Source organism: Streptomyces kaniharaensis, from assembly GCF_009569385.1.
Lineage (GTDB): Bacteria > Actinomycetota > Actinomycetes > Streptomycetales > Streptomycetaceae > Kitasatospora > Kitasatospora kaniharaensis.
This window is the reverse complement of record NZ_WBOF01000001.1, coordinates 3,668,251-3,682,254: the sequence shown is the minus strand read 5'-3', so window position 1 is coordinate 3,682,254 and position 14,004 is coordinate 3,668,251. Positions and strand designations below refer to the sequence as shown.

At 68.2% G+C, this 14,004-nt stretch carries 11 protein-coding genes; 1 reads left to right on the top strand and 10 read right to left on the bottom strand.

What is annotated here, in order from left to right; translation table 11 throughout:
* Positions 1–117 precede the first annotated feature (117 nt).
* Positions 118–1,839 (top strand): ABC transporter family substrate-binding protein, encoded by a 1,722-nt coding sequence (locus F7Q99_RS16660; RefSeq protein ID WP_153462386.1) that lies wholly within the window; start codon positions 118–120, stop codon positions 1,837–1,839.
* 53 nt (positions 1,840–1,892) lie between these two features.
* On the opposite strand, the gene F7Q99_RS16655 is transcribed toward F7Q99_RS16660, so the two are convergent.
* The 10 genes from F7Q99_RS16655 to F7Q99_RS16610 form a co-directional block, all read right to left on the bottom strand.
* On the bottom strand, positions 1,893–2,912 hold the full coding sequence (locus F7Q99_RS16655) for an ABC transporter ATP-binding protein (RefSeq protein WP_153462384.1): 1,020 nt from the start codon (positions 2,910–2,912) through the stop codon (positions 1,893–1,895).
* A complete protein-coding gene (locus F7Q99_RS16650; protein WP_153462382.1) occupies positions 2,905–4,002 on the bottom strand; it encodes an ABC transporter ATP-binding protein in 1,098 nt (365 codons plus the stop codon). The genes F7Q99_RS16655 and F7Q99_RS16650 overlap by 8 nt, the downstream gene beginning before the upstream one ends.
* 15 nt (positions 4,003–4,017) lie before the next feature.
* A complete protein-coding gene (locus F7Q99_RS16645; RefSeq protein ID WP_153462380.1) occupies positions 4,018–4,947 on the bottom strand; it encodes an ABC transporter permease in 930 nt (309 codons plus the stop codon).
* Positions 4,940–5,884, bottom strand: a complete 945-nt coding sequence (locus tag F7Q99_RS16640) for an ABC transporter permease (protein WP_153462378.1) — start codon at positions 5,882–5,884, stop codon at positions 4,940–4,942. Before F7Q99_RS16640 ends, F7Q99_RS16645 begins: the two co-directional genes overlap by 8 nt.
* A gap of 94 nt (positions 5,885–5,978) precedes the next feature.
* Complete coding sequence (locus F7Q99_RS16635) at positions 5,979–7,622, bottom strand: peptide ABC transporter substrate-binding protein (protein WP_153462376.1); 1,644 nt, start codon at positions 7,620–7,622, stop codon at positions 5,979–5,981.
* A gap of 408 nt (positions 7,623–8,030) precedes the next feature.
* On the bottom strand, positions 8,031–9,176 hold the full coding sequence (locus tag F7Q99_RS16630) for an ABC transporter ATP-binding protein (protein ID WP_153462374.1): 1,146 nt from the start codon (positions 9,174–9,176) through the stop codon (positions 8,031–8,033).
* Positions 9,166–10,218, bottom strand: coding sequence for an ABC transporter ATP-binding protein (locus F7Q99_RS16625; RefSeq protein ID WP_153462372.1), 1,053 nt, complete (start codon positions 10,216–10,218; stop codon positions 9,166–9,168). Before F7Q99_RS16625 ends, F7Q99_RS16630 begins: the two co-directional genes overlap by 11 nt.
* A gap of 16 nt (positions 10,219–10,234) precedes the next feature.
* The gene (locus tag F7Q99_RS16620; RefSeq protein ID WP_153466267.1) at positions 10,235–11,149 is read right to left on the bottom strand and encodes an ABC transporter permease; all 915 of its coding nucleotides are present in this window, start codon (positions 11,147–11,149) and stop codon (positions 10,235–10,237) included.
* A gap of 76 nt (positions 11,150–11,225) precedes the next feature.
* Positions 11,226–12,152 (bottom strand): ABC transporter permease, encoded by a 927-nt coding sequence (locus tag F7Q99_RS16615; RefSeq protein WP_153462371.1) that lies wholly within the window; start codon positions 12,150–12,152, stop codon positions 11,226–11,228.
* Between the two features lie 102 nt (positions 12,153–12,254).
* Complete coding sequence (locus F7Q99_RS16610) at positions 12,255–13,874, bottom strand: peptide ABC transporter substrate-binding protein (protein WP_153462369.1); 1,620 nt, start codon at positions 13,872–13,874, stop codon at positions 12,255–12,257.
* Positions 13,875–14,004 lie beyond the last annotated feature (130 nt).

The window sequence follows — 14,004 nt, the reverse complement described above, 5'->3', positions numbered from 1 at the left end:
GCGCCGATCGAACGTGGGCGGGCCCGGATCCGGGCCCGCCCACTCGACAACTCACCCTCCCGGTCAGCAAGATGTGACGCCACACCATCCGCCGCATCCGCCACGAGGAGCACGCCCATGGGCCGCCGCCTACACCACCGGACGGCCCTGCTCGCCGGCCTGACCGCCCTCTCGCTCTCGCTGACGCTCTGTTCGTGCGGCTCCCGCTCGGACGGGGCCGCCACGCCCGGCGACGCCCTGGCGTCCGCGCCCGCGACGCCCAAGCTCACGTCGATGGACGTCAATCCGCGCGACCGCTCCCAGCTGCGCCAGGGCGGCACCCTGAACGTGGCGATCGCCCAGTTCTCCCGCCAGTGGTCGCCGATCCACACCGACGGCAGCGAGTCCTCGACGATGACCGTCACCAAACCCCTGCTGCCGACCTTCTTCCGCTCCGACGCGGCGGGCACCCAGACCGTCAACCCGGCCTACCTCCAGGACGCCCACGCGGAGCAGCGGGACGGCCGGCAGGTCGTCGTCTGGACGCTCAACCCCAAGGCCCGCTGGTCCGACGGCACCCCGATCACCTGGCGCGACATCGAGGCCAACTGGCACGCCCTGAACGGCAAGGACCCGGCCTTCAAGTCCGGCAGCAGCACCGGCTTCGAGCTGGTCTCCTCGGTCGAGCGCGGCAAGGACGACTTCCAGGCCGTGATGACCTTCGACCAGCCGTTCTCCGAGTGGCAGTCGATGTTCAACGGCGTCGCCAACGCGCCGCTGCTGCCGGCGAGCCAGGTCGCCACCCCGGAGCTGTTCAACTCCGCCTACCTGGACGCCATCCCGGTCACCGCCGGCCCGTTCAAGCTGGAGAAGCTGGACCGGGCGGCGCAGACCGTCACCCTGGTCGCCGATCCCGCCTGGTGGGGCGACAAGCCGATGTTGGACCGGATCGTCTTCCACGCCATGGCCCCCATGGCCATGGCCGGCGCCTTCGGCCAGGGCCAGATCGACTTCTTCAACAACGGCCCGGACGTGGCCGGCTACGCGGTCATCAAGCAGACCAAGGGCGCCGCCGTCCGCCGCGCCGGGGGGCCGGACTTCCGGCAGTTCACGCTGAACGCCAAGAGCCCGATGCTGACCGACGCGACCGTGCGCCAGGCCGTGTTCCAGGCGATCAACCGGGACGCGATCACCCGCGAGGACCTCAAGGGCCTGGACTGGCCCGCCGCCACCCTCAACAACCACCTGCTGGTCGCCAACCAGAACGCCTACCGCGACAACTCGCTCGGCCTCAGCCGGTTCGACCCCGCCGAGGCCCGCCGCAAGCTGGACGCGGCCGGCTGGAAGCTCGACGGCGACGTCCGCAAGAAGGACGGCCGCGAGCTGAACCTGCGGATGGTCATCCCGGCCGGTGTCGCCACCGCGCAGAACGAGGCCAACGCGGCCACCAGGATGCTCCGGGACGTCGGCGTGAAGGTCACCACGGTGCCGGCCGGCTCCAACGAGTTCTTCGACAAGTACGTCAACAAGCAGGACTTCGACATCGTCGCGTACGCGCTGCTCGGCACGCCCTTCCCGGCCAGCGGCGACCGGGCCAACTTCGCCCAGAACAGCGGCACCAACCACTCCCAGACCGGCAGCCCGGCCATCGACGCCGCCCTCGACCGGGCCGCGGCCGCGCCCGACGCGGCCACCGCCTCCGAGGCCATCAACCAGGCCGACGGCGAACTGTGGAAGGTCGCCGGGATGCTCCCGCTCTACCAGCGCCCACAGCTGTACGGCGCCCGCGCCAACCTCGCCAACATCGGCGCGCAGGGCCTCTCGGACGTCGTCTGGGAGAACGTCGGCTTCGAGAAGTGACCGGCCGGGCCACGGAGTCGAGCGGACTCCGCGGCCCGGCCGGCGGGGCGTGTTCAGGCGGTGCCGATCACGTCCCGCACCTCGGCGAAGTGGCAGGCCGACTCGTGCGCGGCCGGGCCCTCCAGCAGTGCGGGCACCGCCAGCAGCGGCAGTTCGGTGGTGCAGCGCTCCTGCGCCTTCCAGCAGCGGGTGCGGAAGCGGCAGCCGGACGGCGGGTTCGCCGGCGACGGCAGGTCGCCGCTGAGCAGGATGCGCTCGCGCTGATCCCGTCCGGTCGGGTCCGGCACCGGCACGGCCGACAGCAGCGCCTGGGTGTACGGGTGGGTCGGGTAGGAGTAGATCTGGTCCTCCGTCCCGATCTCGACCATCTTGCCGAGGTACATCACGCCGACCCGGTCCGAGATGTGCCGGACGATGGAGAGGTCGTGCGCGATGAACATGTACGAGAGCCCGAACTCTCCCTGCAACTGCTCCAGCAGGTTGATCACCTGCGCCTGCACCGACACGTCGAGCGCCGACACCGGCTCGTCGCAGATGATGACCTCCGGCTTGAGCGCCAACCCCCTTGCGATGCCGATGCGTTGACGCTGACCGCCGGAGAACTGGTGCGGATACCGGTTGATGTACTCGGGGTTGAGCCCGACCACGTCCAGCAGATCCTGAACGGCCTTGCGGCGGTCACCCTTCGGCGACACCTCGGGATGGATCTCGTACGGCTCGCCGACGATGTCGCCGACCGTCATGCGCGGGTTCAGCGAGGTGTACGGGTCCTGGAACACCATCTGGATGTTCCGCCGCACCGCCTTCAGCGCCGCACCCGACAGCCGGGTGATGTCCTGTCCCTTGAAGCGCACCTCGCCGGCGGTCGCCCGTTCGAGGTTCATCAGCACCTTGGCCAGCGTGGACTTGCCACAGCCGGACTCACCGACGATGCCGAGCGTCTCGCCCTTCATCAGGTCGAAGGAGATGCCGTCGACCGCCTTGACCGCGCCGACCTGCCGCTTGAAGAGGATGCCCTGGGTCAGCGGGTAGTGCTTGACCAGGTCCCGGACCTCCAGGATCGGCTCAGCCATGGAGGGTCTCCTTCCAGAAGTGGCAGGCGCTGCGGCGGCCCGGCAGGTCCGCGCCGTCCGCGTCCAGCACCGGGACGAGCGGCGGCGGTTCGACCAGACAGCGGTCCTGCACCCGGTCGCAGCGCGGGTTGAACGCGCAGCCCGCCGGGATCCGCAGCAGGCTCGGCGGCAGGCCCTGGATGGCGTACAGGTTCTGCCCCTTCTGGTCCAGCCGGGGGATCGAGGTGAGCAGGCCCCTGGTGTACGGGTGGGCGGGCCGCGCGTACAGCTCGTGCACCGGCGCCGTCTCGACGATCCGGCCCGCGTACATGACCGCGATCTTGTCCGTGACGTCGGCGACCACGCCGAGGTCGTGGGTGATCAGGATCAGCCCCATCTGGAACTCGGCCTGCAACTCGGCCAGCAGGTCCATCACCTGGGCCTGGACGGTCACGTCCAGCGCGGTGGTGGGCTCGTCCGCGATGATCAGGTCGGGCTCCATCGAGAGCGCCATCGCGATCATGATGCGCTGGCGCATCCCGCCCGAGAACTGGTGCGGGAAGTCGTTCACCCGCTGCCGGGCGGCCGGGATGCGCACCCGTTCCATCAGCTCGACGGACCTCTCCCGCGCCTCCTTGCGCGAGGCGCCCTGGTGCACCCGGAACATCTCGCCGAGCTGGTAGCCCACGCTGAGCACCGGGTTGAGCGAGGAGAGCGCGTCCTGGAAGATCATCGCGATCTTCCGGCCGCGGACCGCGCGCCGGGCCTTGGAGCTCATCGTCAGCAGGTCCTGGCCCCGGAACAGGATCCTCCCGGCGGTGATCCGCCCGGGCGGCATGTCCAGGATGCCCATGATCGCCTGCGCGGTCACCGACTTGCCCGACCCGGACTCGCCCAGCACCGCCAGCGTCTCCCCGGCCGAGACCGAGTAGCTCACCCCGTTGACGGCCTTGGCGATGCCGTCCCGGGTGACGAACTCGACGTGCAGGTCGTCGACTTCGAGCAGCGGGGTGCCGGGCACCAGGGCCTCCCGGCGGGGGCCGAGCACCTCCACCGCGTCCGGGCGCGGCCCGCCGTCCGTCGTACCGGACGGCTTCGTCGTGTCACTCATGGTCCGCGGCCCTCCTCAGCGCAGCTTGGGGTCGAGGGCGTCGCGCACCGCGTCGCCGAGCATGATGAACGCCAGCACGGTGATGCTCAGCACGACGGCCGGGAAGAGCAGCACGTGCGGGGCGTTCAGGAAGCGGGACTGGGCGTCGCTGATCATCAGGCCCCAGGAGATCGCCGGGGACTGGATGCCGATGCCCAGGTAGGACAGCGCGGCCTCGGCGCCGATGTACACGCCGAGGTTGATGGTGGAGACCACGATCACGGGCGCCACCGCGTTCGGCAGGATGTGCCGGGTGACCATCCGCCCGGTGCCGGCCCCGAGCGCGCGGGCCGCGACCACGTAGTCGTTGTGCTTGTTGGAGATCACCGCCGAGCGCATCAGCCGGTAGATCTGCGGCCAGCCGAGCACCGCCATCACCGCCGAGACCGTCCAGGCGTTGCCCTTCTGCCAGGTCGACATGATGAGCATGCCGCCGAGCAGCAGCGGGATGGCGAAGAAGATCTCGGTCACCCGGGAGAGCAGGCTGTCCCAGAGGCCGGCCAGCCAGCCGGCCAGCAGGCCGAGCGTGCCGCCGACCAGGACCACCAGCGAGGTGGTCAGGATGCCGACGATGATCGAGTTGCGGGCGCCCCAGACCGTCCGGGTGTAGATGTCGCAGCCCTGGACGTCGAAGCCGAACCAGTGGTCCGCGTCGGGGCGCTTCAGCGAGGAGGAGAGTTCGCAGAACCCGGGCGAGTTCGGGTCCTGGTCGGTGAACAGCTGCGGGGCGATCGCCAGCGCCACCATGAACAGCACCAGCAGCCCGCCGATGATGAACAGCGGATTGCGCCGCAGGTCGTACCAGGCGTCCGTCCAGAGGCTGGCCACCCGGTCCTTGGCGTCCTTGCGGCCCTTGCCGAGGGCGACCGCGGCCTTGCCGTCCAGCGTCTTCGTCGGCTCACTCATAGCGGATCCTCGGGTCAAGAACGGCGTAGAGCAGATCGACCACCAGGTTGGTGAACAGGTACACCAGCACCAGGGCGCTCACGACGCCCACCACGATGGTGCGTTCGCGCAGGTACACGGACTGGAACAGCTGGTGCCCGATCCCCGGGATGTTGAAGATGCCCTCGGTGATCACGGCTCCGCCCATCAGCGAACCCAGGTCCATGCCGAGGAAGGTGACGATCGGGATCAGCGCGTTCCGCAGCCCGTGGCGGACCACCACCCGCAGCGGGCTCAGGCCCTTGGCCACCGCCGTGCGGACGTAGTCGGCCCGCATCACCTCGATCAGGCTGGTCCGGGTGAGGCGGGCGATGTAGGCGAGCGAGGTGGACGCCAGCACGTAGGCCGGCAGCAGGTAGGCCCGGAAGCCGGCGTCCTCGTTGAACGAGACCGGGAAGAAGTCGATGCCGTAGTCGGTGTTGAGCTTCACCCCGAGCAGCAGTTGGAGCACGAAGCCGATCACGAAGGTCGGGATCGAGATGACCATCAGGGTCGAGATCAGCACCAGGTTGTCGATGAACCGGCCGCGCCGCAGGGCGGCGACCACGCCGGCCACCACGCCGATCACCATCTCGACGCCCAGCGCCATCAGCGCCAGGTTGATGGTGTACGGGAACGCCCGCGTCATCACGTCCACGACGGCGTGGCCGCGGTAGTCCTCGCCGAAGTCGCCCTGGAACAGGCCGATCAGGTAGTGCCAGTACTGGACGAAGAAGGGATCGTCCAGGTGGTACCGGTCGTGCAGCATCGCCACGACCGTGGGGTCCGCGCGTTTCTCACCGGCCAGCGCTTGGATGGGATCACCGGGCAGCAGGAAGACCAGTGCGTAGATCAGGAACGTCGCGCCGAGGATCACAGGTATGGCCTGGATGACCCGACGGACCACATAGCGGCCCATGCGGCCTCCTCGCGGTTCGGGGCACGCCCGTGACGGGCGGCGCGGGGATCACCCGCGCCGCCCATCGGCGTACCGGCCAGGGGGTGCGACAGGGTTAGGCGAGCTCGACTCCGGCCAGGTCGATCCGGTTCTGGGAGTCGATGACCACGTTCTTGACGCCCTTGGTGTACGCCCCGGAGGTCATGTAGGTGTACACGGGGATGTACGGCAGGTCCTTGATCAGGACGTCGTCGGCCTGCTGGTACAGCTTCAGGCCCTCCTCCTCCGTCTTCGCGCTGTCGGCCTTGGCGAGCAGCGACTCGAAGTCCTCGTTGACGTAGCCGCCGTAGTTGGAGCCGTTCTCGATGGCGATCTTCGAGAAGATCGGGCGGAGGTAGTCCTCGATGGACGGGTAGTCCATCTGCCAGGCCATGCGGAAGGCGCCGGAGTACTCCTTCTTGCCGAGCGCGTCGAGGATCTTGCCGAACTTCTCGAAGGGCTTGAAGGTGACGTCGAGGCCGAGGTTGTTCTTCAGCTGGTTGCCGACGGCCTCGATCCACTCCTTGTGGCCGCCGTCCGCGTTGTAGCCGATCTCCAGCTTGTTGCCGGGCAGGCCGCCGGACTGGGCGTACAGCTCCTTCGCCTTCGCCGGGTTGTACTTGGCGGCCTCGCCGAGGGCGCCCTGCCGGTAGCCCGGAATGATCGGGCTGATGAAGTCGTCGGCCGGCTTGCGGGTGCCGGAGAAGATGGTCTTGGTGATCGCCTCGCGGTCGATCGCCATCGAGATCGCCTTGCGCAGCTCGGGCTTCGCGAACGCCGGGTTGGTGGCGATCGGGAAGCCGATGTAACCGACCCCGGATTCCGGCTTGTAGATGTACCGGTCACCGAACTCCTGGGAGACCGTCGACATCGCCGAGATCGGCAGCTTGTTGGTGATCTGGATGTTGTCCGCGCGAAGGTCGTTGTACGAGGTTTCCAGCTTGTCGTAAATCTTGAAGGTGACCGAATCGAGCTTGGCCTTTTTGCCCGGGAACTTGTCGTAGCGCTTGACCTTGATCTGGCTGTTGTGCTGCCAGGGGCCGTCCATCTGGAACGGCCCGTTGCCGATCGGGTTGTCACCGAATGCCTTCGGGTCGTTGAAGAACGCCTTCGGGAGCGGGTAGAAGGCGTTGTACCCGAGCATGGTCTTGAACTGCGAGAACGGGTCCTTGAGGGTGACGGTGAAGGTCTTGTCGTCGACCACCTTGAGGCCCTTGAGCTGCTTGGCGGTGGGCGTCTTGTCCTTGCCCGGGGCCAGCTCCTCGGAGCCCTCGATCTTGTCGAAGAACGGCAGGGCCTGCGCCGCGTTGGTCTGGTCGGCGCCCCAGTTCCAGGCGTCGACGAAGGACTGCGCGGTGACCTTCTCGCCGTTGTGGAAGGTGTAGCCGTCCTTGAGCTTGATCGTCCAGACCTTGGAGTCCGGGGTCTCGATCGACTCGGCGACGCTCAGCCGCGGCGCGCTGGTCTTGGGATCGTAGTCGACCAGGCCGGCGAAGAGCGCGTACTCCACCTGGGAGCCCTCGGACTCCGCGGTGTTCTGCGGCACCAGGCCGTTCTGCGGCTCACCCGACTCGATGCTGATCGAGCCGCCCGTCTTTCCGCTCCCGCCGCTCGCCTGGTCCGAGGCCTTCTTGCCGTCGCCACCGGTGCTGCACGCGGAGATCGCCAGTGCCGCACACGCGGCCGTCGCGGTCAGGCGCATCGTCTTGGTGAGCCTCATTCAACTGCTCCTCGATTTGGGGGCTTACGAACGAACGGCGCCCCGCCACTCGGTGTGCCGGGCATGGCGAGGTCGACATCCCAGGGCCGATCCGCGCAGTTGGCGAGGTGGCCACTGAAACACGCAGAGCAACTATCGATCACCCGACCCACTTTTCGGAATCCACGTCACGTCTCTTTTCAATTACATGCTCAGGCCAGGCCGGACAATGCTCGCCAAATTCCCGCATATCGCGTCCGGAATTATCCGTTCCGGATTCCGGATGGCGGACGGCGATCTCCGGTATTCGCGCGTTTACGAGGCGTAATTGATCTTTTCCCGGGCGTTTCCGCAGCACAGCGGAGGGCGCGCCCTCGATTCGAGGACGCGCCCTGGGTTCGCGCCGCCGCTGCGACGTCGGCCGAATTGTTACCCGGCCACCGGGCCACCCTGCCCGTTCTGCCCGTTCTGCCCGCCCTGATCGTTCTCGCGCTCCGCGGCGAAGTGGCACGCCGACGCGTGCCGCGCCGGCCCGTCCAGCCACGGCGGCGCCACCAGCAGCGGGACCTCCACCACGCACCTCTGCTGCGCCTTCCAGCACCGGGTCCGGAACCGGCAGCCGGACGGCGGGTTCGCCGGCGAGGGCACGTCCCCGGTGAGCACGATCCGGTCCCGCGACTCCCGCGCCGTCGGGTCCGGCACCGGCACGGCCGAAAGCAGCGCCTGGGTGTACGGGTGCGTGGCGTGGTCGTAGATCTCCGCGTCGGTGCCGATCTCGACCACCTTGCCGAGGTACATCACGCCGACCCGGTCCGAGATGTGCCGGACGATCGAGAGGTCGTGGGCGATGAACATGTACGACAGGTTGAACTCGCCCTGGAGCTGATCCAGCAGGTTGACCACCTGCGCCTGCACCGACACGTCGAGCGCCGACACCGGCTCGTCACAGATGATGACCTCCGGCTTGAGCGCCAACCCCCTTGCGATGCCGATGCGTTGACGCTGACCGCCGGAGAACTGGTGCGGATACCGGTTGATGTACTCGGGGTTGAGCCCGACCACGTCCAGCAGATCCTGAACGGCCTTGCGGCGGTTGCCCTTCGGCGACACCTCCGGGTGGATCTCGTACGGCTCGCCGATGATGTCGCCGACCGTCATGCGCGGGTTCAGCGAGGTGTACGGGTCCTGGAACACCATCTGGATGTTCCGGCGCACCGCCTTCAGCGCCGCCCCCGACAGCCTGGAGATCTCCTCGCCCTTGTACCGGACCGATCCCCCCGTGGCCGGCTCCAGGTTCATCAGCACCTTGGCCAGCGTGGACTTCCCGCACCCAGACTCGCCGACGATGCCCAGCGTCTCGCCCTGCATCAGGTCGAAGCTGACCCCGTCGACCGCCTTCACGGCGCCGACCTGCTTCTTGAGCACGACGCCCGTGGTGAGCGGGAAGTACTTGACGAGGTCCCGGACTTCGAGGATCGGCTCGACGCGCGGCACCTCCTGGGTGAAGGCGATCTCCTCCGGTACCGCCTCCCCCGGCGTACCGGCCTCGTCGGGCGTCTGCCCGTCAGCGGTCATGGAGGGTCTCCTTCCAGAAGAAGCAGGCGCTGCCCCGCCCGGGCAGGGCGGTGCCGTCCTCCTCGGTCACCTGGAACAGCTCCGGCACCTCGACCCGGCAGATGTCCTGCGCCCGCGGGCAACGCGGGTTGAAGGCGCAGCCCTTGGGGATCCGCAGCAGGCTCGGCGGCAGGCCCTTGATCGCGTAGAGCTCCCGGCCCTTCTGGTCCAGCCGCGGGATCGAGTCCAGCAGGCCGCGGGTGTACGGGTGGGCGGGCCGCGCGTACAGCTCGTGCACCGGCGCCGTCTCGACGATGCGACCGGCGTACATCACGGCGATCTTGTCCGCGACGTCGGCGACGACGCCGAGGTCGTGGGTGATCAGGATCAGCCCCATGTGGTACTCGGCCTGCAACTCGGCCAGCAGGTCCATCACCTGGGCCTGGACGGTCACGTCCAGCGCGGTGGTCGGCTCGTCCGCGATGATCAGGTCCGGTTCCAGGGCCAGCGCCATCGCGATCATGATGCGCTGGCGCATGCCGCCCGAGAACTGGTGCGGGTAGTCGTTCACCCGCTCCTTGGCGGCCGGGATGCGCACCCGGTCCATCAGCTCGACGGCCTTCTCCTTGGCCTCCTGGCGGGACGCGCCCTGGTGGGCCCGGAACATCTCGCCGAGCTGGAAGCCCACGCTGAGCACCGGGTTGAGCGAGGAGAGCGCGTCCTGGAAGATCATCGCGATCTTCCCGCCGCGGATCCGCCGCCGCTCCTCCTTGCCCATCTTCAGCATGTCCTGGCCGCGGAAACGGATCTCGCCGCGCGGGATGCGGGCCGGCGGCATGTCCAGGATGCCCATGATCGCCTGCGCGGTCACCGACTTGCCCGACCCGGACTCGCCCAGCACCGCCAGCGTCTCCCCGGCCCGGACGCTGTAGTCGACCCCGTTGACCGCCCGGGCCACGCCGTCCCGGGTGACGAACTCGACGTGCAGGTCACGCACGTCGAGCAGCGGCCCCTCGTACGGCGCCTCCCGCGCGGGCCTGGTGGTGTCCGCGGCTGTGGTCATGATGCGCTCCCCTCGCTCAGCGAAGCTTCGGGTCGAGGGCGTCGCGCACGGCGTCGCCCAGCATGATGAAGGCCAGCACGGTGATGGACAGCGCCGCGGCCGGGAAGAACAGCACGTACGGCGCCGTCCGGATCACCTTCTGGGCCGAGGAGATGTCGATGCCCCAGGAGATCGTCGGGTCCTGCAGGCCGATGCCGAGGAAGCTCAGCGTGGCCTCGGTCGCGATGTAGCCGCCGAGCGCGATGGTGGCGACCACGATCACCGGGGCGATCGCGTTCGGCAGGATGTGCCGGAACATCAGCCGTCCGGTCCCGGCCCCGAGCGCCCGTCCGGCCACCACGTAGTCGGACTGCTTGACGGTCAGCACCGCGCCGCGCATGACGCGGGCGATCTGGGTCCAGCCCAGGACGGCGAGCGCGATGACCACGCTCCAGACCGTGCGGGTGTGGAAGGCGTTCAGCAGCACCAGCGCGCCGAGCAGCAGCGGGATGCCGAAGAAGATGTCGATGATCCGGGAGAGCACCGCGTCCACGCCGCCGCCGAAGTACCCGGCGATCATGCCGGTCAGCCCGCCGAGCACGGTGACCGACGCGGTCACGAAGATGCCGACGGTGATCGAGGCGCGGGCGCCGTACACCACCCGGGCGTAGATCGACCGGCCCTGCGCGTCGTAGCCGAACCAGCCGGCCCCGAAGACGTCGCTCCAGTCCGGCCGTTTGAGGTAGTCGTGCACCAGGTCGGCCTTGCGCGGGTCGGCGTCGGTGAACGCCCACGGGAAGATCGCCATCAGGATCAGCAGCAGGATCAGCACCGCCGAGATCAGGAAGATCGGACGCCGCCTGAGGTCCTGCCAGGCGTCGCCCCAGAGGCTGCGGGCGTCCTCCCGCTTGATCACGTCGGTCTCGACCAGCGTCTCCTGCTCGACCGCCATGCCCTGTTCCCCCGCGTAGTCGAGACGCGAGATGCCGGGCTTGGGGTGCGGCTCGTACGAGTCCTCGTCGTGGATGTCAGGCATAGCGGATCCTCGGGTCCAGGACCGCGTAGAGCAGGTCGACGAGGAGGCTGGCGACCAGGTAGACGATCACCAGGACGGTCACGATGCCAACCACCGTCGGCCCCTCCTTCTGGTTGATCGCCCGGTACAGCACGTTGCCGACGCCCTGCACGTTGAAGATGCCCTCGGTGACGATCGCACCGCCCATCAGCGCGCCGAGGTCGGTGCCGAGGAAGGTGACCACCGGGATCAGCGAGTTGCGCAGCAGGTGGCGGGAGATGATGGTCCGTCGCGGCAGGCCCTTGGCGACCGCCGTGCGCATGTAGTCGGCCCGCAGGTTCTCGCCGATGGAGGTGCGGGTGAGCCGGGCGACGAACGCGAGCGAGAGCGAGCCGAGCACGATCGCGGGCAGGATCAGCTGGGAGAGGTCGGTGGAGTCCTGGACCGTCGGTGTCACCCAGCCCAGGTTCGTGGCGAAGATCGTCTGGGCGATGTAGGCCAGCACGAAGACCGGGATCGAGATCACCAGCAGGGTGAGGAGGAGCACCAGGGTGTCCCGGACGCTGCCGCGCCGCAGACCCGAGAGCAGGCCCAGGCAGAGACCGAAGACGATCTCGAACGCGAAGGCCAGCAGCGCCAGCCGGATGGTGACGGGGAAGGCGTCCGCCATGATGTCGCTGACCGGGCGCCCGGTGAAGCTGGTCCCGAAGTCCCCCTGGAAGAGGTTCCCCATGTAGTGCAGGTACTGCTTCCAGATCGGCTGGTCGAGGTAGTACTTGTGCTTGATGCTGGCCACCACGGCCGGGTCGGCGGCCTTCTGGCCGAACAGCGCCGACACCGGGTCGCCGGGCAGTGTGTAGACCATCAGGAAGATCAGCAGCGTGGTGCCGAAGAACACCGGGATCATCTGCAGCACCCGCCGCAGGACGTAACTGCCCATCCGAGCCTCCTTCCTAGGTGCCCGACCGGCCGGGGCCGGTCGGCCGAGAGACCGGGGCCCGCCCTCCGTCCGGGGAGGGCGGGGCCGGTGCGGGGGCCCTGCTCAGCCCTTGACCTCGACCTGCGTCCAAGCCGGGTTGCCGAAGGAGTCGAACTTCACGTTCTGCACCTTGGTCGAGTAGCCCGAGTTGGTGCGGTAGTACCAGAGCGGGATGGCCGGCATGCCGCTCGGCAGCACCGCCTCGGCCTGCTGGTAGCCGGTGACCGTGGCCTCGACGCTGGCGGCCTCGTCGGCCTGCTTGGAGAGCTGGTCGAACTGGGGGTTGCTGTACCCGGTGTCGTTGGAGGCGGCACCGGTGCGGTAGATGTCGGCGAGGAAGTTGGCGTTCAGCGGGTAGTCCTGCACCCAGCCGGTACGGAAGATACCGTTGAGCTGGTGCTGGCTGATCAGCGTACGGGCGGTCTTGAAGTCGGGCTTCGGGTCGCCGGTACAGTCGACGCCGGTGCTCTGCCGGATCGAGTTGCAGACCGCGTCGACCCACTCCTTGTGGCCGCCGTCCGCGTTGTAGGTGATGGTCACCTTGTTGCCGGGGACGCCGCCGCCCTCGGTGATCAGCGCCTTGGCCTTGGCGGGGTCGAAGTTGCAGAAGTCCCCGCAGGCGCCCGCCTTGTAGCCCTCGACGCCCTCGGCCACCCACGCGCTGGCCGGCTTGCGCGAGCCCTGGAGCACCGTCTTGGTGATGGTGTCGCGGTCGATCGCCATCGACAGGCCCTGGCGGACCTTGGCCTTGTCGGGCGAGGACCAGTCGGCCTGGTAGAGCGTGAACCCGATGTTCTGGATGCCGCCCTGCGGGGCGTCGACGGCCCGGTCGCCGAGGTCGTTCTTGTAGGTGGCCAGCGCGGACGGCGGCACCTGGTCCATCACGTCCAGGTTATTGGACTGCAGGTCGGCGTAGGCGGCCTCGGACGTGTTGTACATCTTGAAGATGACGCCGCCGTTCTTCGGCTTGTCCACGCCCTGGTAGTCCGGGAAGGTCTTGGTGACCACTTCCTGGTTGTGCGACCAACTGACGAACTGGTACGGCCCGTTGCCCACGGGCTTCTGCCCGAACCCGGCCGGGTCCTTGAAGAACGCGTCCGGCAGCGGTGAGAAGGCGATGTAGCCGAGCTTGTACTCGAAGTACGAGACCTTGTTGGTCAGCTTGATGGTGAAGTGCAGGTCGTCGGTGACGGTCAGGCCGGACATCTTGTCCGTCACCGGCTGGCCGCTGGCCGGATGGACGTCCTTGTAGCCCTCGATGTCCGAGAACCAGGAGCTGTTGATCTGGTTGTTGCTGGTGGTCGCACCCCAGTTCCAGGCGTCCACGAAGTTCTTCGCGTGCACCGGGGTGCCGTCGTGGAACTTCCAGCCGTCCTTGAGCGTGACGGTGAAGGTCTGCGAGTCACTGGTGTCGATCTTGTCAGCGACCTGGTTCCGGAGCTTGGCGGTGCTCGGGTCGTAGTCGACCAGTCCCTTGAACAGGTTCTCGATGATGCGACCGCCACCGGTCTCGTTGGAGTTCGCCGGCTGCAACGGGTTCTGCGGCTCACTGCTCTGGTAGCTGAAGGTCTTGCTGGTGTCCGACGAGCTGCTGCCGCCGCCGCCGCTGCTGCACCCGGTGGCCACCAGGACCACGGACGTCGCAGCGGCGAGGACCCAGCGAGCACGGGCGGCTACGGGCATGGAGGTCCCTCCTCATGGTGTGTGTCGCATCACACCCCATGAGAAGGGCGCCCCGTCGACGGCGCGAGTCGAGTACCCCCGGACGGGTGCATCGACCGCCCTGTGGAGTTGACACAGTGCCGGATCGGCA

What these genes read in the sequence shown, in the direction of transcription:
- F7Q99_RS16660 (WP_153462386.1), top strand. Translation starts at nt 118, where the DNA reads ATGGGCCGCCGCCTACACCACCGGACGGCCCTGCTCGCCGGCCTGACC.
- F7Q99_RS16655 (WP_153462384.1), bottom strand. Translation starts at nt 2,912, where the DNA reads ATGGCTGAGCCGATCCTGGAGGTCCGGGACCTGGTCAAGCACTACCCG.
- F7Q99_RS16650 (WP_153462382.1), bottom strand. Translation starts at nt 4,002, where the DNA reads ATGAGTGACACGACGAAGCCGTCCGGTACGACGGACGGCGGGCCGCGC.
- F7Q99_RS16645 (WP_153462380.1), bottom strand. Translation starts at nt 4,947, where the DNA reads ATGAGTGAGCCGACGAAGACGCTGGACGGCAAGGCCGCGGTCGCCCTC.
- F7Q99_RS16640 (WP_153462378.1), bottom strand. Translation starts at nt 5,884, where the DNA reads ATGGGCCGCTATGTGGTCCGTCGGGTCATCCAGGCCATACCTGTGATC.
- F7Q99_RS16635 (WP_153462376.1), bottom strand. Translation starts at nt 7,622, where the DNA reads ATGAGGCTCACCAAGACGATGCGCCTGACCGCGACGGCCGCGTGTGCG.
- F7Q99_RS16630 (WP_153462374.1), bottom strand. Translation starts at nt 9,176, where the DNA reads ATGACCGCTGACGGGCAGACGCCCGACGAGGCCGGTACGCCGGGGGAG.
- F7Q99_RS16625 (WP_153462372.1), bottom strand. Translation starts at nt 10,218, where the DNA reads ATGACCACAGCCGCGGACACCACCAGGCCCGCGCGGGAGGCGCCGTAC.
- F7Q99_RS16620 (WP_153466267.1), bottom strand. Translation starts at nt 11,149, where the DNA reads ATGGCGGTCGAGCAGGAGACGCTGGTCGAGACCGACGTGATCAAGCGG.
- F7Q99_RS16615 (WP_153462371.1), bottom strand. Translation starts at nt 12,152, where the DNA reads ATGGGCAGTTACGTCCTGCGGCGGGTGCTGCAGATGATCCCGGTGTTC.
- F7Q99_RS16610 (WP_153462369.1), bottom strand. Translation starts at nt 13,874, where the DNA reads ATGCCCGTAGCCGCCCGTGCTCGCTGGGTCCTCGCCGCTGCGACGTCC.